Consider the following 20,981-nt stretch of genomic DNA (forward strand, 5'->3'; position numbering starts at 1 on the left):
GAATTGGCGTTTGTTCCAGGAAACGAGCGAAAGTAGTTACCTACTATCTAGCAAACTAAAAAATAGAATGTTAGATAATAAGTAACTACACGCCTTACACCGTCATTGTGATGTCCGAGGTTTCTCTCTGCGTCTTGTTTTGTAGGAAACTTTCGTTTCTCACATTCTCATACAATTACAGTCCTGTATGTGTTATCTGCGTAAAGATTGGTTATGTTTGCATAACTGTTTGATAACTTGAATGTGATTACCGTTACCGTAGTAACCCTGTAATCCCCCTAGCCGTTAATGGTCGCTCTCACCAATTCGGACACACTCTAAACAAGCAAAGAGTTTTGCAGTATCCTAGACTTAATTTATGCGGTGGCTAAGTCATAACCTGACCATTTTTATTTCAATTGGTGTTATTGGGCAACCACCAACGAGCAAACATGCCTTCATGCTACCTAAAAAAGACAATAGGAAACTAGACCTTTGCATTTTATCTTTTTTTGAAGTAAAATGAAGGCATGTGAATACACTCTATTTAGTTGTATGTGAATACGCTATTTGAGTGAATGAGAGGGAAAGCATTGCGAGTGCTAACCCTCTTTTTTTGTTGCTTATTTCCAATTAAAATAACGTGGTTCTAACTCATCCTTTTTAGCTTCGATCAAACTATAAACAGATTCTAATTGTTCAGGTGTTAATTCTAATTGGCGTAAATCAATTTTTAATTCGTCTAAAACCATCTTGCAATCCCCAATTGAACCGTATTGAGCAATAGATGGTCTAAAATAATTTGTAATCATTTTCTTAACCCCCTTTTATTTAACAATGAATTAGCCGGAGAATAATTATCGTGTGCTATTCTCATATCATTCGTGTCCATTTGAATATATCTACGCATTGTTCGAATATCTGACCATCCACCAATTTTTTGTAGTGTGAAAGCGTCTGCACCATTCAATACCATGTTTTTAGCCCATGTATGTCTATAAACGTGTGCAGTAACTTTCTTATCTGTGATTCCGGCTTTATCCGCATAAAATTTCAAACGTTTATTAAAATGATTTTGTCCTAATGGCTCTCCCCATTGTGAAAGGAATATTCTATCTGTGCTAAAATGCTTTCTATTTTCTTCTATTAGTTGTAATAATAGTTTTAATGTGTGAGTTGAGAATGGCACTAATCGAACATGGCGATTCTTTGCAACATGACCATGCACCGTAATAAAGCGAGTTTTAAAATCAATGTCACTAATACGTAAACTTAATAGCTCTCCTGCCCTAAGCCCACAATCTAGCAAAATTGTCATACACACATAATCACGAAATCCCACATAGTCACGCAGATTGGGTTGTTTAAATAATTCTTTAATCTCGTCATCTGTAAAGTTATTAGTCAAATCTATATCTTGTTTTAGCAATTTCACGTTGGACAATGGATTGACTTGTATTAAATCCTCTCGTTCCAAATGATTGAATATTGCCTTATACACTCTCAATCGGATATTGATCGTAGTATCAGATAATCCAATTTCATCTTGCTTTTGGATGTATTTATGACCCTCGTATTTTACTGCGTCATATTTACAGTAGTTGATATAATCTCTAAGTATTTGAGTAGTTAATTCATCAACTGTTTTTAATTGGGGATAATTTTGATTTAACCATTTAATAAAATAGCCCCAATCTTTACGATAATCTTTTAAAGTACGCTCTCTTATGCCCTCTGCCATTTTAGCGGATACAGTTAAATTAAGTGCTTCATCAAATGTTAATGATGGATATGTCTTATTATTTGACATTTTAGTGAGTCGTTTCTTTTTATTTAAAGCCATATAAAAAAGACCTCCCCAATTAGTATTTGATACTACTAATCAGAAAGGTCTTGTAATTTACAATCCACAAATACAACTTTTAGGGTTGTGTTCATACATTTTGAGGATTGTATATATGCCTTATTTAGTTGTTATTTATAACCCTACCCTATTCACAAACTTCAGGCGTACCTTCAACTTTAGCCGTTCTAAACGACGTTCCACACCCACATGAAGCAATGGCGTTTGGATTGTCAATGGTAAAGCCGCCACCCATTAACGATTGCTTATAGTCAATTTTCGTTCCCATTAAGATTGGTGCATCTTCACGGGAAACAAGAATTTTTAATCCATGTTGTTCATCAGAGAAATCGTCGTCAGTTTGTGTACGATCGAAATTCATACCGTAAGAAAGACCACTACAACCACCACCATGCACTGCAACCCGTAAAAAAGCACCCTCTTCTTCGTTATGTTGTTGCATTTCTTTCACACGAATAGCTGCAGCTTCTGTTAGTTCAATCACCTTTTTTTCACTTGTCATCCCATTCACCTTCCTTCTATTTATATGATATCAAGGAGAAAACTAAAGGTAAAGTTATCGCGCTTATAGTCTAAATTATCCTTTCTAAAAATTAGGTAATTATAATTATATTTTTTCATATATAATTGTTATAATAGTCTTACAAATATTTACCCAGAGAGGTTCGATTCGATGGAAGTATCCCCTTTTTATGAAAAAAAAATTGAATGTTTATGTTGTAAAAAAACATTTTCTACTTTTAAAATACGTACTAAATCAATAAAAGTTGAACATACAGATACGGATTTTTGTCCAACTTACTCAGATTCTGCTGTTAATGCATTATATTATAATGTATTCGTCTGTGAACATTGTGGTTTTTCCTTTACTGAAGACTTCACAAAATATTTTGCTCCAGGAATTCGCGAATCAATCCATGAAGAAATTTCAAGCAAATGGGTACCACGTAGCTTTTGTGGTGAACGATCCGTCGTTGTAGCAATTGAATCCTATAAATTAGCATATGTTTGCGGAGTATATAAAAAGGAAAAATCTGTTTCTCTTGCAGGGCTTGCATTGCGAATTGCATGGCTTTATCGTTCTTTAAAAAATGAAGAGCAAGAACAGCGCTTTATTAAAATGGCGCGTGATCATTACTTAACTTCCTTCTCTACCGAAGACTATGCAGGAACCCAAATGTCTGGAACTCGTGTCATGTATATGGTGGCGGAACTTTCCAGAAGAATTGGTGATTTAGATAATGCTACCCGTTTCTTCTCAAAAGTAATTGAAAATCAGCGGGTTGGTGGAGAAGCAAAACTTATAGAAATGGCAAAAGAACAATGGCAAATTGTTAAAGAGGAAAGAGAGAAGGCACGGGAAATAGCATCAAATTAAAAATCTAATTTTCAATTGCATTCCAAATTCAATTTCCCCTTTATTTTGTAGATTTAGTTGCAATATTTTTGTCAGCTTTTCACTAGTTTTTTTCATCCACTTCATAGTTATTTGGATTTAATTTTTTAGAAACAAAAAACTAACGTTTAAAACGAATTAAACGTTAGTTTTTTTAATTAGAATACTTGCTCAACTTCTATAATGCCTGGTACTTCTTCTAATAATGCGCGCTCGATTCCAGCTTTTAATGTGATTGTAGAACTTGGGCAGCTTCCACATGCGCCTAATAAACGTAAGCGAACGATACCATCTTCAACATCTACTAACTCACAGTCGCCACCATCGCGAAGTAAGAATGGTCGTAATTTATCTAAAACTTCTTGTACTTGTTGTTTTTGTTCTAATTCTGTCATTTCTCTCGACTCCTTTCATTAAAATCATTATAATGTGAAGAAACGAAAAAATCCATTATTCCGTTATGAAAGGTTGTTAATCTATGAATGAAAATAATACCATAATAGAAGTTTTTGGTGCAGATATTATTTGTGCTAGCTGTGTTAATGCACCATCATCAAAAGATACATACGAATGGTTACAAGCCGCAATCAGCCGTAAATATCCGAACCAACCATTCTCAATTCGATATGTCGATATTGAACAACCACTCGATAACGACCGAGACAAAGAATGGGCAGAGCGAATTCAAAACGATGAATTTTTCTATCCTCTTGTGTTAATTAATAATGAGGTAATAGGTGAAGGATATATTCAAATTCAACCTATATTCTCTACATTAGAAAAATTAGGATTTCAACCGGGTGAATAACACCTAACTTGGTCAATCATTTTCATGGAAAAGCAGCATCAAATTTTTTATGATGCTGCTTTCATATTATGTTGCAAAATATGTTCTTTATAACACACGATTAGGATTCGTTTTGACGTTTATACATCCATAGTAATCCGGACTTCATTAACCGTGCAATACGTCCTGTTACCGTTGTATCAGCTAAATAAACAAATCCTTGTTTTTTACCTAAAGAACCCATAAAGCCTTTTAGTTTAATTTCTGGCATTTTTTCAGGTAATGTTTCATTATTCCAACGATGTTTTAATACTTTTACCACACGTTCAGCTTGTTCTTCGGCTAACTGTGCACTAGCAGGTAAATCAGACGATGCACAATCCCCAATCACATAAACATTTTCGTCAGCAGTAAGTTGGAAGTATTGATTAACAAGAGGACGACCTCTTCTATCTTTTTCTGCATCTAGATCACGAACAATTTTTACAGGTTGAACACCCGCTGTCCAAACGATTGCATCTACATCGATAATATCATCGTGATTATAAAGTTTTGTCGCTTCAACTTTTGTAATATTTGAGTTTGCAATGACTTCTACATCGTGCTTAATGAACCAATCTTTAACGTATTTACTAAGTTTCTCTGGGAAATCTCGTAAAATACGGTCTGAGCGGTCAAACAACTTAATTTTTAAATCTTTACGACTTTCGCGTAGCTCACTTGCAAGTTCAATTCCACTTAATCCAGCACCAACAATCCCAACTGACGATCCTGGTGGTAATCCACAAAGTTTTTCAAAAGTTGTACGTGATTTGGCAATCGTTTGGATACTATAACTATTCTCTTCTGCTCCCGGTACACCGTGATAGTTATCTTCGCAGCCTAAACCTATTACTAAATCATCGTAAGGCACTTCTTGACCATCTTCTAAAATAACTGTTTTCGCTTTAAGATCAACTTTTGTAATTTCGCCATAAACCGTATTCAATCTTGGGTGTTCTGGGAAATTCACTCTAATTTCTTTATCAGTAGATGTACCTGCTGCTAATGCGTAAAATTCTGTTTTTAAACTATGGAAAGGCGTTCGATCCACTAATGTAATAACAGTGTCTTCTGGAAAGTTATTCGGTAATAAACGAAGTAATACTCGCATATTGCCATAACCGCCACCTAGTAATACTAGTTTTCTCATAAAATACTCCCCTACATTCTAATTAACTTTGCCTGTTGCAAAATCGTTCACAATTTATACATAAAGAGTATATCTTATTGTGATACTTTTCACAATATCTTTTCTTACTTTTTGTGAATAATTTCACAAAAATATTCTATTCGTTGACGAAACGAGGAAAAGCTAGTAGCATGTCATTTAGTGAGGTGACCAAGCGTGAATCCATTAGTAGAATTTTGCATTAGTAGTCTAGCAAATGGTGCACAAGAAACTTATGAAATCTTAGAAAAAGATCCGAACATCGATGTTTTAGAATATGGTTGCTTAAGTTACTGTACATTATGTGATCGCTCTTTATACGCTCTTGTAAATGGTGATGTTGTAGAAGCAGACACGCCAGACGAGCTAACAAAAAAGATTTATCAATATATTGAGGATAACCCTCTATTCTAATAAAAATCCGTGCACAATTATATTTTGTGCACGGATTTTTCAGCTTATTTCATCTAAATCTTCAACACAATATGTTGGTTGAAGTGGCTTTTGTAAAACCTGTTCAGTACTCGTTACCCCAGTATTTACATGGATTGTGTCGCATCCAAAATGAATACCGCAAAGAATATCCGTATCATAATTGTCCCCAATCATGACCATTTCATCCTTGTGGTAGCCGTACTCGTCCTGGATAACTTGTAACATAACCGGTGATGGCTTTCCAACGAACACTGGCTCAACTGCAGCGACATTTGCAACTAACCGTACAAACGATCCGTTCCCTGGTAGGAATCCAAGCTCTGAGGGAAACTTTATATCTTCGTTTGTTCCAACTAACTGCGCTCCATTTTGCACAGCAACACATGCTTTTGCCAATTTCATATAATCGATTGTCCGATCAATTCCCATTACAACCACTTCAGGATTTAATTCCTCTTTATCCGTTTCAAACCCCTCTTTTTGCAATGCATGAAATAACCCATCAGATCCAATGACATGAATTTTTGCTTCACGATAGTGTTGATTTACATACTTAGCAGTAGCTAATGCACTGGAGTAAATACGTTCTTCTGGTACATCTAGTCCAAAATTAGCTAATGTCGTTTGTAACTGGACAGGAGTTTTCGAAGAGTTATTCGTTACTAAAAAATAGTCAATCTTATTTTGTTGTAACTTATGAATAAATCGAATGGCCGAATCAATACCTTCAGTTCCTCGATATACTGTCCCGTCTAAATCAAAACAGTATGCACGATATTGCTTCATTATTCGTTCTCCGGTAAAAATGCAGAAACTGGTCCTAACTCATTTTCTAAATAGTTTCTTACAAGGCTTGGGAACTTTTTCATCGTAGAAAGACTATTCGAAAGTACTTGTAACACTTCTTCATTGTTTACTTGGACAAATTCTCTTACTAACATTTTACGTAAACCAACTACTTCTTTCAGAGGGTTTTCCATATTTGCTTCTATCACTTTTTCATCAATTAAAATATCTATAATATCATCATAACTTCCTGGGTCGCGCATGATAAAGCCGTCAATAATTAAGTTCCCTACATCCATCATTGCTTCCATTGCATTATGTCCTATACGTTGTAGGGCTAAAGTTGAAATTTCATCTGCTAACCAGTTATGATTGCCTTCAAAAATTGTTAGTAGTTCTTCTAAGTGATTTAGTGTAACCGTGATTTTATTTCGATCTACAAAATACATGCTTAAGATCCTCCATTCAAATCTAAAAAGGTTGATAGTCGTTTCCTTTCTATAGTAACATATTATGAAGAATTGGAAGGAGTACAAAACAAAATGGAACGTTTTTTCTTATATGATGATATAGAAGATACAAAAACGAGATTCGTAAGCTTTACAGGTAGCAAGTTACGTTATGATTTAGCCATAATGCAATCAACTCGTTTTTTTGGTAAAGTGCTAGTTTTAGATATGCAATTTGGCCGTTTTGCAATTATTGGGCCAGACGACTTAGAAGAGCCGGGTTATTTAGAACATGTATTCAATAAAACTGAAGAAGAAGCAGAGGACTTGAGAGAGTATTTAACGGAGTTGTTAGGGTAAAAAAACACCGCGCATATATTTTATATGCGCGGCGTTTTTTTAATTCTGATCTTGCTCTATTGAACTTTCCTCAGCAGTTGTTACAACTTCAACTTGTTTCGGGGCTTTTCCCGTCTTCTTTAAAATAAAGTAGGCACAGCCAAAATTACAATATTCAAAAAGATAATCTTCAAAAGTACTTATTTTCGTATCGAAAGTTGCTTTTTGATTTTTATCATCGAAAAATCCTTTTAACCGCAGCTGACCGTATCCCCAATCGCCTACGATATAGTCATATTTCGTTAAAATATCTGAGAATCGTGCGATAAATGCATCCTGTTGAAATCCATCCCGGACGTTTTCGACAATTTCATATGCATACCCCTCGGCAATAATCATCGAAAAATTCCCCCTATCTCCATACCATCCTTTTTAAGTCTAAAGGTAGTATGCCATTATTTCATTTCTGCTTCAAGCTGTCTTGTTTTTGTTGCTTCATTTACTTGTTCATCAGCGTGATAGCTACTACGTACAAGCGGTCCTGCTTCACAATGTTTGAACCCTTTTTCCATAGCGATTTTACGTAGTTTGCCGAATTCAAGAGGAGAGTAATATTTTATTACTGGTAGATGTTTTTTCGTTGGCTGTAGATATTGGCCAATCGTCATAATATCTACGTTATTTGCACGTAAATCGTCCATCACTTCTAAGATTTCATCCCATTCTTCACCGAGACCAATCATTAATGATGATTTTGTTGGAATATCAGGTTGCATTTCTTTTGCACGTCTTAAAAATTCCAAAGAACGATCATATTTTGCACGTGCACGAACTCTTGGTGTTAAACGGCGAACTGTTTCGATATTATGGTTTAAAATATCAGGTTTTGCATCCATTAACATTTGTAAGTTTTCCTCTACTCCACCTAAATCTGAAGGTAATACCTCAATTGATGTTTGAGGAGAGCGACGACGAATAGCACTTACCGTCTCAGCTAATACACCTGCTCCACCATCTTTTAAATCATCACGTGCAACCATTGTAATAACGACATGTTTTAAATTCATTATTTCAACAGATTCTGCAACACGTTCTGGTTCAGCTAAATCTAATTCATTTGGTAATCCAGTTTTAACTGCACAGAAACGACAAGCACGTGTACAAACAGCACCAAGAATCATCATTGTTGCTGTTCTTCTCTCGCCCCAACATTCGTGAATATTTGGACATCTTGCTTCCTCACAAACTGTGTGTAAGTTTTTTTCACGCATTAACTTTTTTAAACCTTTGTATTCATCGTTTGTATTTAGTTTTATTTTTAACCATTCGGGTTTTCGTAAAATTTCTTTTTCATTTGTAGGTTTACTAGTCATTCTTTTTCAGCCCCAATCAATTATTTCAAAGAACACATCTATAATGTTTTTCAAAAATAGTACAAAAATTTTAATATACTGATGTCAATGTAACATATTCCTACAAATGAAAACAACTAACTTTCTTTAATTCATAGCTTCTTAATCCATTGGAACTGGCACCTCGATAGAAGGCTGTGCTCCATCTCCTCCGTTTGTATAAATATGCGGTACTTGACCTCGAACTAACCCAATTGCAACAGGAATCGTTTGTTCAACGGATGATTGCTTACTAGCAAAAGGAATAATAATTTGAACGTTAACAGTAAGATGAATGTTAACTTCTACTAATGCATTGTTAATTCCAAATTCTTTGAAAGATGTCGCTACATCACTCGCCACATTCCCAATAATATGGAAACGAATTGGCACTCTAGGACCTAAATTTCCTAGTAAGGGCAAATTCAATGCTTGAGCAATTGGAACGAAGAATACAATTCCATCACCCTTTTGAATTTCGCTTATATCATATTCAACATTTTCTAAGTCCGGTAACTGGGTTAAATCCCCTTGTTCTGCCAGTTGTAAATGTTCTTTAACAAGTGTGACCGTTTCTGCCCGAACTTTATTAATAATTTCCGTATTAAAACGAGTCGTTAACATATAATCCGATTCTGACGGCAAATCTTCAATAATTTCATTTACATCTAAAACGGTAGACGTTCTTGCATTAATGGCTTTACTAACTACGTGTGAGGCAATTTTAAATGTTTGTACTTCTGCATACTGTAAATATGTGGGCATTAAACGTGCATTTAATGTATATAAAAATAAAATAACCGCCACCACAAAACTAAAAATAAATAACGCAAATCGATTGGACCTTCTACGCCGCTTTGTGTGATAAAATTGCATTCTTCTTCTTGGTCGACGAGAAAACAAAACATCTCCCCCTGCTCCAATTTATGAACAGGGGGAGATATCTATTCAATATTCACAATATAATCTGTTTCAACTTTTTCTATCAAAACACTCTTTTCGGCTGCTAAACTTAGCAAGTAAGTTGATTTTAACAGCGTATTATTTTCTTCAAAGATTCGAATATGTGGCAAAGCAGAATTTTCAATGTTTTGTTTTGCAACAACACCACGTCTACCGTCCGACAGTAATACAATTGAACCATTTGGATAATGAACAATACTACGTTTCAATGCATCTACTACTCGCGAGTCAAACATAGTACCTTTACCTGACTCTATTATTTCAATGCCTTGAGATGGTAACATTTTCTTACGGTACACTCGATTTGACGTAACTGCATCGAAAACATCTGCAACCGCAATTATTTTTGCAAATGGGTGAATTTCATAGTCTACCAATCCTCTAGGGTATCCACTTCCATCTAGTCGCTCGTGGTGTTGAAAAGCGCAATGTGCAACAAGTAATGAAACAGTATGTAAATTCCGTAAAATATCAAATCCGTACCGCGCATGTTTTTTCATTGTTTCGTATTCTTCATCAGTTAATCTACCTGGCTTTAATAAAATGTCTGTTGGAATCACCATTTTACCAACATCATGTAATAGTGCTCCAATTCCAATTGTTTTTAAGTCTGCGTAAGAGTAGCCTAACTCTTTTGCAATGGCTAAAGAATAAAGAGTTACTTGGAAAGAATGTTGATAAATATATTCATCGTATATAAGTGTATCTGTTAATATTGTTAAAATCTCTTCATTTTTCGTTACAGAGTTTAACAAATCATCTACAAGTTCCCCTATAACTTTGGATTGTTGATCTAATACTAGTGATGCTGAATAACTATTTAGACCTTTAACTTTATTAAATGATTCAGTAATTTGTTTAACAGCTTTTGTTCTTTTAGCATGCGAAACGGTTTCTTCGATTTCAATTCCACTCGATATTTCATCCTCAATGTACAAATATTGTATACCTAATTGTTTTAGACGTTTTATAATCCCATCTGATACAACGACATTTTTTTGTAAAAGAGGATGCCCAGCTTCATTCCAAATCGTTCTACCGATTACCATACCTGTTGTCAGTACGTTGATGGATATAAGACGCATTGGGTTTTTTCCCTCGATTCTATTTCTGTGAAGTTAATTTAACCAATGCTAAAAATATTATATATTTATTCAATAATTGTCAATTAAAGTTTATTTTTAACAAACTCCGCCAATATATCACGTAAGAACATTGGTAAATAATAATGTTTTTTGGCATATTTAAAATTCGGGAAAAAGTAACCAAAAGTAAACATATCTAGAGTGGCAAGTTTATATTGTTGATTTAAATCGGCTAATTTACCATTTATTAATAATTCTCGATTGTGATTCATTGAAAATTGATATGTGAGCATTTTACCAAAAATCGACCCTCTAAACCCAAGCCCTTTTAACTCTAGCAATGGCCATTCCTCATTTTGCGCTTGCAAGTAAACTTCCTTTAATTCTTTTCCAGATAACTCTATTACACAAACATTAATTGGATGAGGTAAAATTTTATGAATATCGTAGTTTGTAATAAGTCCTTTTTTCAAGTGATCAAGGAAAATTCCCGCATTAAACATTGTACAATCTGCCTGTGTAAAATCTAGAATTGCATCTGAAAATAGCTTTGAGAGTGCTGAATAGTGAAACCATTCTTTATTGTAAAACTGAGTCGTTTCAAAGAGAGGGGTTTGTAATAACTGCTTTCCTTCTTCCGAGAGCTTGGACAAAAAGTTTCCTTCCCCATTTACCTCAGGGAGCAACGCATTTTCGACTACCATTTCGTCCTTCTTTATTAACTTGCGAGTAGTATGATCAAATTGTAATTTTAAGTGCCCAGTGTATAAACCAAATTTTCCGCAACCAGTTAACAACACATTATTGATAACTTTCCCTTCCTCGAATAAATGGTGCGTATGAGAACCAAAAATGACGTCAATGGTTGGACAAAGATTTGCTAACAGCTCATCTTCTGTAATGCCTAAATGCGACATACAGAGGATGATATCGACTTCTTCTTTTAAATGGTTTACTACTTCTATAATTTTTTCTTTTGGATCAACTACATGCCAATTGAGTTCTTTATAAAATGCATCAAAAATGGCTGTTGCTCCAACGACCCCTATTTTCGTACCATACTTAGTTTGTAGAATCGTATATGGCTTTAACCAATTCGGTTCTTCCCCCTCTATTGGCTTAATATTTGCTACTACTACATCAAAATCTGCTTCATTATAAAGGTTATATAAATCGTCAAATGACAAAGTAATGCCTTCATTATTACCGATTGTTACTACATCATATTGTGCTTCGTTTAATAATTTCACATTACCTTTACCGATTGTTGCTTCGGTATAAATGTTTGAACGATCTAGGTGGTCACCAATATCAAAAAGGAAACTCGGCTCTCCTAATTTTGCATATTGTACCCGTTGTTCTTTTATAAAGTGTTGCATTCGCACCCAATACTCAAAATGGCTATGTATATCATTCGTATGAAAAATATGGATGTTCTCAAGCATTTTCACACCATCTCTCAATTATTAAATATTCCTTCTATAATAGACCTTATACCCATTAATAACATAACAACTTGTAAAATAGTGACAACTGTTTTTGAACTCATTTTTTTATTTAAAGCTGCCCCTAATTTTGCACCAACATAAGCACCAATTATTACTGGAATTGTATAACTCCAAGGCACATTTCCTAAAAAAATATGACTTGCAGAATTTACGATAGATGTCAAAAAAACTAAAAACATCGATGTGGCTACAGCGACATGGGGTGGAAATAGAAACAATAATACCATCGCAGGTACAATTAATGACCCTCCCCCTATACCAAACAATCCTGAAATAATGCCTACAAAAAAGGTGAAGATTATTCCAAACCATATTGGATAGCCGTACTCATGTTCAGTACCATTTTTATCTGTAAAATGTCTTTTCATCCCATGATTCACAAACCAATGAATCGGTTTTAACTTATTTCGAACAAGTAACAATGTTGAAATAAAAATTAAGAAAATGCCGAAATATAAGTTAAAAGAAGGTAAATCAAGGCTTTTATTTAAATAAGCACCTAGCATCGTTCCTGGAATACTACCTATAAAAAAGATAAAGCCACTTTTAAAATCGATTTGTTTAGACTTTACATAAGAAAGCGTAGAAGATAATCCGGTGAAGATCATCATCACTACAGATAGCCCTACAACTCTTTGGGGTGTGATATCTGGGAAATATCCTAGTTCTACACCTACAAATAATGTTGCGGGTATTAATATAACGCCGCCTCCAAGACCAACCAAAGCACCAACAATTCCCGCACATAATGCAATGATTGCTAATAATAGTAATTCCATTAAAATTCCCCTTCAAAAAGATCTAATTGCTTTGGAGAAAGGCCTTCAAAATCTAGATCTAAAATTTCTTGTAATGTTTTAGCATTTTTCGCCGCGTGATGTCCAGAGTTGTTATTAAAAAGGACATACACTTCATCACACTGTTGTTCTAATTTTTTCATGTTTGAGGCTAAATCATAAAGTTCTTCATCGTTATAATCGTATAGAAAACGCACTTCTCTCCAATTTTCTGTCGACCCTGAATTTCTCCATCCGAAAACATTTCTTCCATGAATCCGAACGAGTGTCTTGTTTGAAGTTGGAATTGGAACAAAAGGAATTGATCCTACACCTGCCTGTGGTTCGTCGCATACAGAGTGAATAAATTCATTTTCGTTTAAAAAATCCAGTGTTTCTTGTTTCCTCTCCTTGCTATACCATGTTTGGTTACGAAACTCAATAGCAACGGGGAAATCAGCAAATTGCTGTTTTATATAACGTATATATTGTACATTTTTCGTTGTACAATCAAACCAAGGTGGAAATTGTACAAGTATCATCGCAAGTTTATTTGCACTTTGAAACGACTTGGCACATTGACGAAAGGCTTCAAACATCTCACTCCGAGACTCAAAGGGATTTTCATCTCTGAGATGCCCTGTTATTCCTTGGTACGCTTTAACGATAAACTGAAATTGTTCTGGTGTTTCTCTTACCCATTTTTCAATATTCGTTGTGGATGGAATAGCATAAAAGGATGTATCCACTTCAACAATAGGAAAGTGGCTGCTATAATCGTATAGTTTTTCTCTCTTTGATGAATTTGTCCGATAGATTGACGGATGATCGCCCCAACCTGTGAGACCTATTTTTATCATTATCTTCACCTATTTTACCTTATTTTACATTACTTCATATTTATTCTTTCATTCATTTCTTCTAGTATAAACGAAAAAAGAAAAAAGTTCGTTTACGCTAATTGCATAAAACGAACTTTTTCCTATCTTCCTATTTAATTCTAATTTTTTCATTTTTATCAATTTGTACAACATGTTGGTCTTGTATAACAAGAGTGATTGAACCATAACTAATATTTTGAATCATTTTTTCAATATTTTTTAATGCTAATTCAATGTTTTCTTGTCTTTTACTCATGTTTCATTTTCCTTTCTTTATTTGATTTTTACTAAATCCTATTCGACTCATTTTTTATTTAAAACCTCCATTGTAATTATTCGCATAAAAATACTATGTTTTAATAAATAAAAAGAAGACTCAACCTATATACAGTATGGTGCAAGAGTATAGTGGCTGAATCTCTAGTTTTCTAGTGAATTCTTCTGTTATGTTTTTAAGTTTTTTGATTATTCTTTAAATGAATTATACAACAAAACAAATTAGAATACTAGGTATTTATAAAAATTTATTTACTGTTTGATTATCTAAGAAGGCTCCATCCTTTTCCTTTTCAATGGATTACTATACAATACAACCAATAAGAAAACTCAGGTTTAAGGTGTGATAAACATGTCAGCAAAATTATTTCATTCTGTTTTAGAACTTCTAGGTAACACGCCAATCGTTAAGTTAAATCATTTAGTGGATTCCAATTGTGCTGAAGTATTAGTTAAATTAGAATATTTTAATCCAAGCAGAAGTGTGAAAGATCGAGCTGCTTTTTCTTTAATTGAAACTGCTGAACAACAGGGAAAATTGAAAAAGGGCGCAACGATTATTGAACCGACTAGCGGCAACACAGGAATAGGATTAGCTATGAATGCAGCTGTTAAAGGATATAAAGCAATTTTTGTAATGCCGGATAACATGTCAAAAGAACGAATAGCAATTTTAAAAGCTTATGGGGCAAAGGTAGTATTAACTCCTGCAGCAGAAAAAATGCCCGGTGCTGTAAAAAAAGCACTAGAACTTCATCAACAGATTGAAAACAGCTTTGTGCCACAGCAATTTGAAAATTCTGCAAATCCAGCGATACACCGAAAAACAACGGCAAAAGAAATTTTAGAACAAACTCATGGCCAATTAGATGCTTTTGTTGCCACTGCTGGCACAGGTGGAACAATAACTGGCACAGGAGAAGTATTAAAAGAAAAAATCCCAAATCTTGAAATTGTTGTTGTAGAACCAAAAGGATCCCCTGTTCTCTCAGGTGGTGAACCCGGTCCACATAAAATTGTAGGTACTAGCCCTGGGTTTATCCCTCCAATATTAAATCGACAAATATTTGATAAAATCGTGCTCGTAGAAGATGAAGATGCTTGGCAAACTACACGAAACTTAGCAAAAAAAGAAGGTTTACTATTAGGCCCTTCCTCTGGTGCAGCTGTTTGGACTGCCATTCAAGTTGCCAAATCGTTAGGCCCTGGTAAAAGAGTGCTATGTATCGCCCCAGATAATGGTGAACGATATCTTAGTATTGAAGGTTTATTCAGTTAATTCGAAGCAGCTCCCACAATGAAGTAGGGCACTGAAAAAGTCGATTTTAATAAATTTTTATAATAAAAATAAGCTCAGATCTTTTAGGAAGTGGGATTCACGAAGACTCCTACGGGAACAGCTTGAGCTGAAGACCCCGCAGGAGCTTGCGACGAGGAGGCTGAAGCCAAGCCCGTGGAAAGCGAAGTGAATCCCACCTTCTATTTAGAAGCAAATAATTACTATAAATTTTTATCGGTATTTAGTTTTTCAGTGGCTTCCAATGAAGTGGGGGCTCTTTATATATATTTACTGATAAATTTCATCAAATGTTCCACCATCAGCAAAGTGCGTTTTTTGTGCTTCTTGCCAACCACCAAACTCATCAATTGTAATTAAGTTTAAATCTTGGAATTGATCTTTATATTTTTCTAAAATCTCTTCATTACGAGGTCTGTAATAATTTTTTGCTGCAACTTCCTGACCTACATCTGTGTATAAGTATTGTAAATAGCCTTCCGCTACTTCACGAGTTCCTTTTTTATCTACAACCTTATCAACAATTGCAACTGGCGGCTCTGCTAAAATACTTAAAGATGGTGTCACAATCTCGAATTCACCCTTACCTAATTCATTTAAAGAAAGGTATGCTTCATTTTCCCATGCAATTAACACATCCCCGATACCACGTTCAACAAATGTTGTCGTTGAACCACGTGCACCAGAATCTAATACTTCTACATTGCCATATAAGTCTTTCATAAATTGTTTAATCTTTGCTTCGTCACCGTTAAACTGTTTATCTGCAAATGCCCATGCCGCTAAGTAATTCCAGCGAGCTCCACCACTAGTTTTAGGGTTCGGTGTAATTACAGATACACCATCCTTCGTTAAATCATCCCAATCTGTAATTCCTTTTGGGTTACCTTTACGAACTAGAAATACAATGGTTGAAGTATAAGGGGAAGAATTATTTTCAAATTCTGTTTGCCAATCCTCGTTTAATAATGCTCGAGATAATGCAATTTCATCAATATCATAAGCTAATGCTAGTGTTACAACATCTGCTTGTAGTCCATCAATTACTGCCCGACCTTGCTTACCAGAACCACCGTGTGATTGTTGGAAAGTAACGATCTGACCTTTTTCTTCTTTCCAATGCTTAGCAAATGCTTCGTTAAATTCAGCATATAACTCTCGAGTTGGATCGTATGAAACGTTTAATAATTCCACTGGCTTTTTTGATGAAGTGTCGTTTGATGCTTCCCCGGATGTTTCTACTGTTTCTTCATTTACTTCTTCTTTTGTCTCACTACTGCAAGCTGCTAATACCAATAACAGCGCGGCGATTAGAAATGGAAATAAAAATTTTTGAGTGTTCTTCATGTTTCATTTCTCCTTTTAAATTTATTTAATTTATTAATATACTTGGATTTAAAACATTCGTGACCAAAAGTAAAAATGCTCAGATACAATGGGAATCATCGTTATCTGAGCCTCTGGATGACCAGTGAGCAGAGCAGAATATACAAAAAGTCGCTATTTCAAATAAATGAAATAGCGACCTTTAGGGAATCTAATCAGTCTTGTAAGTTCTAAATCTCAAATCCTATTAAATTTGTAAGAATACTATAACATAACTGGTAAATTTGTCAACAGTTACCTTTAAATATTTTTTTAGATTGAGAAGTCTTCCGGAACAAACACTTTTAATTGTTTTGGTCGAATATAGACAACATCACCCTTTTTAATCCCAAGTTCACGGTAATGTTCCTTAGTAACTTCTGCTTCCAAATATTCATCAATGTCTTCACGCTTTAACTCGATTTGAACAATCGGACCTAATAAATGAATGTGTACAATCGTTGCTGCAACAGTATCATTATTGCTGTTCTCTTTCTCAATATGAATATCATGCGGACGCACATACCCAATTGCATCATCATGTGAATCGAGATGAGTTGGGACATTTATTTCAAATTGCCCATGAGTCAGTTTCCCATTATGCAATCTACCTTTAAATAAATTTACATTACCTAAAAAATCATATACAAATGGACTATTAGGTTGTTCATATACTTCTTCAGGAGTTCCGACTTGTTCAATTTTCCCATTATTCATTACGATAATTCGATTCGCCACATCCAGCGCTTCTTCTTGATCATGCGTTACAAAAATACTTGTTACATGAAATTCATTGTGAAGTTTTCGCAGCCATCGACGTAATTCTTTTCTTACCTTTGCATCCAGAGCGCCAAAAGGTTCATCAAGTAATAATACTTTTGGTTCTACTGCAAGAGCACGTGCTAAAGCTACACGTTGACGCTGACCACCCGATAACTGCGAGGGATAGCGATCTGCAAGATTCTCTAGTTTTACTAAAGCTAATAAATCATTCACCTTTTTTGCAATTTCTTCTTTTGACGGTCGTTCTTTTCTCGGACGTACTTTTAATCCATAAGCAACGTTATCAAACACTGTCATATGGCGAAACAATGCGTAATGTTGAAATACAAATCCAATTTTACGCTCTTTTGGACTTACATTTGTAATATTGTGACCATCAAATAAAATGGCCCCTTCATCTAAACCTTCTAACCCAGCTAAAATTCGTAAAAGTGTTGTTTTCCCTGAGCCAGACGGACCTAATAGTGCAATTAACTCACCAGACTCTATATCAATTGAAACATTATTTAATGCTTGAAACGAACCGAACATTTTTGAAACATTTTGAACTTGGATACTCATCACTATACCCCCTAGGATTTTTCTGCTTTCCACTCAATAAAGTTTTTAATAACAATGGTAATAATTGCTAATAAAGACATTAATGAAGCGACCGCAAACGCTGCTGTAAATTGGTATTCGTTATATAAAATTTCGATATGCAATGGCATTGTGTTCGTCATGCCTCGGATATGTCCTGAAACAACCGACACAGCTCCAAACTCCCCAATTGTCCGCGCATTACATAAAATTAGTCCGTATAATAATCCCCATTTAATATTTGGTAAGGTTACTAAGAAAAATGTTTTAAAACCACTTGCACCTAACGAGATTGATGCTTCTTCCTCGGTAATCCCTTGCATTTGCATTAACGGAATTAATTCTCGTGCTACAAAGGGGAACGTTACAAAAAGGGTTGCAATGACGATTCCAGGAATGGCAAATACAATTTGAATATCGTTTTGATACAGCCATTCTCCAAAAAGTCCTTGTGCTCCGAACAAAAGTATAAAAATTAATCCAGCAATAACAGGTGAAATGGCAAAAGGTAAATCAATGAGTGTAATTAATAGATTCTTCCCTTTAAAGGAGAACTTTGTAATTACCCATGCCGCAGCTATCCCAAAAATTGCGTTCAAAGGAACAACAATCAATACTACCGTTAATGTTAATTTAATAGCAGATAGAGCATCTGGATGTGTAATAGATGCGATATATGTCTCCCATCCTTTTTCTAAAGCTGTAACAAAAATTGAAACGAGCGGTAAAATTAAGAATAGCGATAAAAATAGTAGGGATATTGTAATAAAAGTCCATTTAATTAGTGCAGATTCTTGTAGTGCGTATGATTTGGTCGCAGTACGGTTAACTGTCAATGGAGCTTCTGGTTGTGCTTCAAAGGATTTGGTCATAGGCTTCTCCCCTCCTTAAAACTGATTAAATTTTCGATTTGTATACCATTGAATAATATTGATGATTAATAAAAAGATAAATGAAGCAACAAGCATCACAGTGGCAATAGCTGTTGCCCCTGCGTAATCGTATTGTTCAAGTTTTGTCATAATAATTAGTGGTGTAATTTCTGTCTCCATTGGCATATTCCCTGCAATAAATACAACCGAACCATACTCACCAAGGGCCCTTGCAAAAGCTAATGAAAATCCAGTAATAACGGCTGGTATTAGCTCTGGAAAAATTACTTTAAAGAACGTTTGGAGACGGTTTGCCCCGAGACTAGCTGAGGCTTCTTCTATTTCAATCCCTAAGTTTTGTAGAACAGGTTGAACAGTTCTTACAACAAATGGTAGCCCAATAAATGTTAATGCAATGATAATTCCTAATGGTGTATATGCGATTTTAAAATCAAAAAACTGTCCGATCCATCCATTTGGTGCATATAAAGTAGCAAGTGCAATGCCGGCAACTGCAGTCGGGAGCGCAAATGGCAAATCTACAAGCCCATCTACAATTCTCTTACCTGGGAACTGGTAGCGAACTAACACCCACGCAATAATTGTTCCAAAAACAACATTCATTAATCCCGCAGCTAGTGCTGTACTTAAGGTTAACCGATAAGAAGCAACTGCCCGAGGATGTGAAATCGTTTCAAAAAATTCACTCCAACTCATCGAAAACGTGTTAAAAAATATCATAGATAACGGTAATAAAACGATGATACTTAAGTAGAGCATTGTATATCCAAGGGTTAAAGAAAAACCAGGAATGATGGTGTTTCTTTTTCGTTTTTTTAACGTAAGTTCCATATGTACCTCCTATTTAACTTTCTTTCTACTATTGATAGATTTCGTCGAATGTACCCCCATCAGAAAAATGGATTTTTTGGGCTTTTTGCCATCCACCAAAGTTATCAATTGTTACTAATTCTAAAGATTGAAATTGATCTTTAAACTTTTCTATAACTTTTTCACTTCGAGGGCGATAAAAGTTTTTCGCTGCAATTTCTTGACCTTTTTCTGTGTATAAGAATTTTAAATAACCTTCCGCCAACTCTCTAGTTCCCTTTTTATCAACCACTTTGTCAACTACAGCCACTGGTGGTTCTGCCAATATACTAATTGATGGTGTAACAATTTCAAATTCTTCTTTACCCATTTGTTTCAAAGTTAAATAGGCTTCATTTTCCCAAGAGATTAATACATCGCCCATTTCACGTTCTATAAAAGTGGTTGTAGATCCACGAGCACCCGAATCTAAAACTTCTACATTATGAAATAAGTCTTTAATAAATTGTTTAACCTTTGCTTCATCACCGTTAAATGTTTTATCTGCATATGCCCAAGCAGCTAAATAGTTCCAACGAGCTCCTCCACTTGTTTTTGGGTTTGGTGTAATAACTGACACTTCATCCCTAACGAGGTCATCCCAATCTTGAATATTTTTCGGGTTGCCTTTTCGAACTAAAAATACAATTGTAGATGTGTATGGTGATGAATTGTATTCAAATTCTGATTGCCAATCTTCATTCAATAGTTGCCGCGTAGCTGCAATTTGGTCAATATCATAAGCAAGTGCTAAAGTAACAACATCTGCCTGTAGCCCATCAATCACCGCACGACCTTGTTTTCCTGACCCGCCATGTGATCGTTGAAAGTGAACATCTTGACCAGTTTCTTCCTTCCAATACTCCCCAAACTCCTCATTAAACTCTTCATATAATTCACGAGTAGGATCATAGGAAACGTTTAAAATTTCAACTTTTGAAGAATTACTACATGCTCCTAATACGAAAAGAGATATAACTGGGACTAAAATTTTTCCTATTTCCCTCAATTTCAACACTCCTTAAAAAAATAAAAAGGCTGCACGCTTTTCTTTAATATGAAAAGCCTGCAACCTTCAGTTTTTCTGATC

General features: G+C 35.0%; 25 protein-coding genes. 5 read left to right on the top strand and 20 right to left on the bottom strand.

Going from position 1 to position 20,981, the window contains the following annotated elements:
• Positions 1 to 602: 602 nt before the first annotated feature.
• From CRO00_RS11490 to CRO00_RS11500, 3 genes are all read right to left on the bottom strand, one after another.
• Positions 603 to 791: a hypothetical protein gene (locus CRO00_RS11490; RefSeq protein WP_097073815.1), complete on the bottom strand. Its 189-nt coding sequence runs from the start codon at positions 789 to 791 to the stop codon at positions 603 to 605.
• Positions 788 to 1,822 (bottom strand): tyrosine-type recombinase/integrase, encoded by a 1,035-nt coding sequence (locus CRO00_RS11495; protein WP_097073816.1) that lies wholly within the window; start codon positions 1,820 to 1,822, stop codon positions 788 to 790. The genes CRO00_RS11490 and CRO00_RS11495 overlap by 4 nt, the downstream gene beginning before the upstream one ends.
• A gap of 148 nt (positions 1,823 to 1,970) precedes the next feature.
• On the bottom strand, positions 1,971 to 2,345 hold the full coding sequence (locus tag CRO00_RS11500) for a HesB/IscA family protein (RefSeq protein ID WP_097073817.1): 375 nt from the start codon (positions 2,343 to 2,345) through the stop codon (positions 1,971 to 1,973).
• Between the two features lie 171 nt (positions 2,346 to 2,516).
• Between CRO00_RS11500 and CRO00_RS11505 the strand changes: the two genes are divergently transcribed.
• Positions 2,517 to 3,221: a DUF2225 domain-containing protein gene (locus CRO00_RS11505; RefSeq protein WP_097073818.1), complete on the top strand. Its 705-nt coding sequence runs from the start codon at positions 2,517 to 2,519 to the stop codon at positions 3,219 to 3,221.
• A gap of 176 nt (positions 3,222 to 3,397) precedes the next feature.
• Here CRO00_RS11505 and CRO00_RS11510 read toward each other — a convergent pair whose 3' ends face one another.
• The gene (locus CRO00_RS11510; RefSeq protein ID WP_036186915.1) at positions 3,398 to 3,634 is read right to left on the bottom strand and encodes a NifU family protein; all 237 of its coding nucleotides are present in this window, start codon (positions 3,632 to 3,634) and stop codon (positions 3,398 to 3,400) included.
• Positions 3,635 to 3,717: 83 nt separating this feature from the next.
• Here CRO00_RS11510 and CRO00_RS11515 point away from each other — a divergent pair, with 83 nt between their 5' ends.
• Positions 3,718 to 4,047, top strand: a complete 330-nt coding sequence (locus tag CRO00_RS11515) for a YuzD family protein (protein ID WP_097073819.1) — start codon at positions 3,718 to 3,720, stop codon at positions 4,045 to 4,047.
• A gap of 100 nt (positions 4,048 to 4,147) precedes the next feature.
• On the opposite strand, the gene CRO00_RS11520 is transcribed toward CRO00_RS11515, so the two are convergent.
• A complete protein-coding gene (locus CRO00_RS11520; protein ID WP_097073820.1) occupies positions 4,148 to 5,218 on the bottom strand; it encodes an NAD(P)/FAD-dependent oxidoreductase in 1,071 nt (356 codons plus the stop codon).
• A gap of 195 nt (positions 5,219 to 5,413) precedes the next feature.
• Between CRO00_RS11520 and CRO00_RS11525 the strand changes: the two genes are divergently transcribed.
• Entirely contained in the window at positions 5,414 to 5,650 is a 237-nt protein-coding gene (locus tag CRO00_RS11525) for a YuzB family protein (protein ID WP_097073821.1), read from the top strand.
• A 39-nt stretch (positions 5,651 to 5,689) separates the two neighbouring features.
• On the opposite strand, the gene CRO00_RS11530 is transcribed toward CRO00_RS11525, so the two are convergent.
• Both CRO00_RS11530 and CRO00_RS11535 read right to left on the bottom strand, forming a co-directional pair.
• Complete coding sequence (locus tag CRO00_RS11530; protein WP_097073822.1) at positions 5,690 to 6,457, bottom strand: TIGR01457 family HAD-type hydrolase; 768 nt, start codon at positions 6,455 to 6,457, stop codon at positions 5,690 to 5,692.
• Entirely contained in the window at positions 6,457 to 6,906 is a 450-nt protein-coding gene (locus CRO00_RS11535; RefSeq protein WP_097073823.1) for a DUF86 domain-containing protein, read from the bottom strand. The genes CRO00_RS11530 and CRO00_RS11535 overlap by 1 nt, the downstream gene beginning before the upstream one ends.
• Before the next feature lie 93 nt (positions 6,907 to 6,999).
• On the opposite strand from CRO00_RS11535, the gene CRO00_RS11540 reads away from it, so the two are divergent.
• Positions 7,000 to 7,266, top strand: coding sequence for a DUF3055 domain-containing protein (locus CRO00_RS11540; protein ID WP_097073824.1), 267 nt, complete (start codon positions 7,000 to 7,002; stop codon positions 7,264 to 7,266).
• Positions 7,267 to 7,305: 39 nt separating this feature from the next.
• On the opposite strand, the gene CRO00_RS11545 is transcribed toward CRO00_RS11540, so the two are convergent.
• The 8 genes from CRO00_RS11545 to CRO00_RS11580 all read right to left on the bottom strand — a co-directional run bounded on the left by CRO00_RS11545 (position 7,306) and on the right by CRO00_RS11580 (position 14,105).
• A complete protein-coding gene (locus tag CRO00_RS11545) occupies positions 7,306 to 7,644 on the bottom strand; it encodes a YutD family protein (protein ID WP_097073825.1) in 339 nt (112 codons plus the stop codon).
• Between the two features lie 56 nt (positions 7,645 to 7,700).
• Complete coding sequence (lipA, locus tag CRO00_RS11550; protein ID WP_097073826.1) at positions 7,701 to 8,618, bottom strand: lipoyl synthase; 918 nt, start codon at positions 8,616 to 8,618, stop codon at positions 7,701 to 7,703.
• Positions 8,619 to 8,759: 141 nt separating this feature from the next.
• Entirely contained in the window at positions 8,760 to 9,539 is a 780-nt protein-coding gene (gene yunB, locus CRO00_RS11555) for a sporulation protein YunB (protein ID WP_202615664.1), read from the bottom strand.
• Between the two features lie 41 nt (positions 9,540 to 9,580).
• On the bottom strand, positions 9,581 to 10,684 hold the full coding sequence (locus tag CRO00_RS11560; protein ID WP_097073827.1) for an HD-GYP domain-containing protein: 1,104 nt from the start codon (positions 10,682 to 10,684) through the stop codon (positions 9,581 to 9,583).
• A gap of 83 nt (positions 10,685 to 10,767) precedes the next feature.
• Complete coding sequence (locus tag CRO00_RS11565) at positions 10,768 to 12,129, bottom strand: bifunctional metallophosphatase/5'-nucleotidase (RefSeq protein ID WP_097073941.1); 1,362 nt, start codon at positions 12,127 to 12,129, stop codon at positions 10,768 to 10,770.
• A gap of 14 nt (positions 12,130 to 12,143) precedes the next feature.
• Positions 12,144 to 12,971 (bottom strand): sulfite exporter TauE/SafE family protein, encoded by an 828-nt coding sequence (locus CRO00_RS11570; RefSeq protein WP_097073828.1) that lies wholly within the window; start codon positions 12,969 to 12,971, stop codon positions 12,144 to 12,146.
• A complete protein-coding gene (locus CRO00_RS11575; RefSeq protein ID WP_097073829.1) occupies positions 12,971 to 13,828 on the bottom strand; it encodes a DUF72 domain-containing protein in 858 nt (285 codons plus the stop codon). The genes CRO00_RS11570 and CRO00_RS11575 overlap by 1 nt, the downstream gene beginning before the upstream one ends.
• A 130-nt stretch (positions 13,829 to 13,958) precedes the next feature.
• Positions 13,959 to 14,105 carry a YezD family protein gene (locus CRO00_RS11580; RefSeq protein ID WP_097073830.1) on the bottom strand — a complete coding sequence of 49 codons (147 nt, stop codon included), beginning with the start codon at positions 14,103 to 14,105 and terminating at the stop codon, positions 13,959 to 13,961.
• Positions 14,106 to 14,477: 372 nt separating this feature from the next.
• Between CRO00_RS11580 and cysK the strand changes: the two genes are divergently transcribed.
• The gene (gene cysK, locus CRO00_RS11585; protein WP_097073831.1) at positions 14,478 to 15,404 is read left to right on the top strand and encodes a cysteine synthase A; all 927 of its coding nucleotides are present in this window, start codon (positions 14,478 to 14,480) and stop codon (positions 15,402 to 15,404) included.
• 288 nt (positions 15,405 to 15,692) lie between these two features.
• On the opposite strand, the gene CRO00_RS11590 is transcribed toward cysK, so the two are convergent.
• The 5 genes from CRO00_RS11590 to CRO00_RS11610 form a co-directional block, all read right to left on the bottom strand.
• Positions 15,693 to 16,769, bottom strand: a complete 1,077-nt coding sequence (locus tag CRO00_RS11590; RefSeq protein ID WP_097073832.1) for a sulfate ABC transporter substrate-binding protein — start codon at positions 16,767 to 16,769, stop codon at positions 15,693 to 15,695.
• A gap of 291 nt (positions 16,770 to 17,060) precedes the next feature.
• Positions 17,061 to 18,131 carry a sulfate/molybdate ABC transporter ATP-binding protein gene (locus tag CRO00_RS11595; RefSeq protein ID WP_097073833.1) on the bottom strand — a complete coding sequence of 357 codons (1,071 nt, stop codon included), beginning with the start codon at positions 18,129 to 18,131 and terminating at the stop codon, positions 17,061 to 17,063.
• A gap of 11 nt (positions 18,132 to 18,142) precedes the next feature.
• Positions 18,143 to 19,021: a sulfate ABC transporter permease subunit CysW gene (gene cysW, locus CRO00_RS11600; RefSeq protein ID WP_097073834.1), complete on the bottom strand. Its 879-nt coding sequence runs from the start codon at positions 19,019 to 19,021 to the stop codon at positions 18,143 to 18,145.
• Positions 19,022 to 19,036: 15 nt separating this feature from the next.
• Entirely contained in the window at positions 19,037 to 19,873 is an 837-nt protein-coding gene (gene cysT / locus CRO00_RS11605; RefSeq protein WP_097073835.1) for a sulfate ABC transporter permease subunit CysT, read from the bottom strand.
• A gap of 28 nt (positions 19,874 to 19,901) precedes the next feature.
• Positions 19,902 to 20,882: a sulfate ABC transporter substrate-binding protein gene (locus CRO00_RS11610; RefSeq protein WP_202615666.1), complete on the bottom strand. Its 981-nt coding sequence runs from the start codon at positions 20,880 to 20,882 to the stop codon at positions 19,902 to 19,904.
• Between the last annotated feature and the right edge of the window lie 99 nt (positions 20,883 to 20,981).

This window comes from Ureibacillus xyleni (assembly GCF_900217795.1).
Taxonomy (GTDB): Bacteria; Bacillota; Bacilli; order Bacillales_A; family Planococcaceae; genus Ureibacillus; species Ureibacillus xyleni.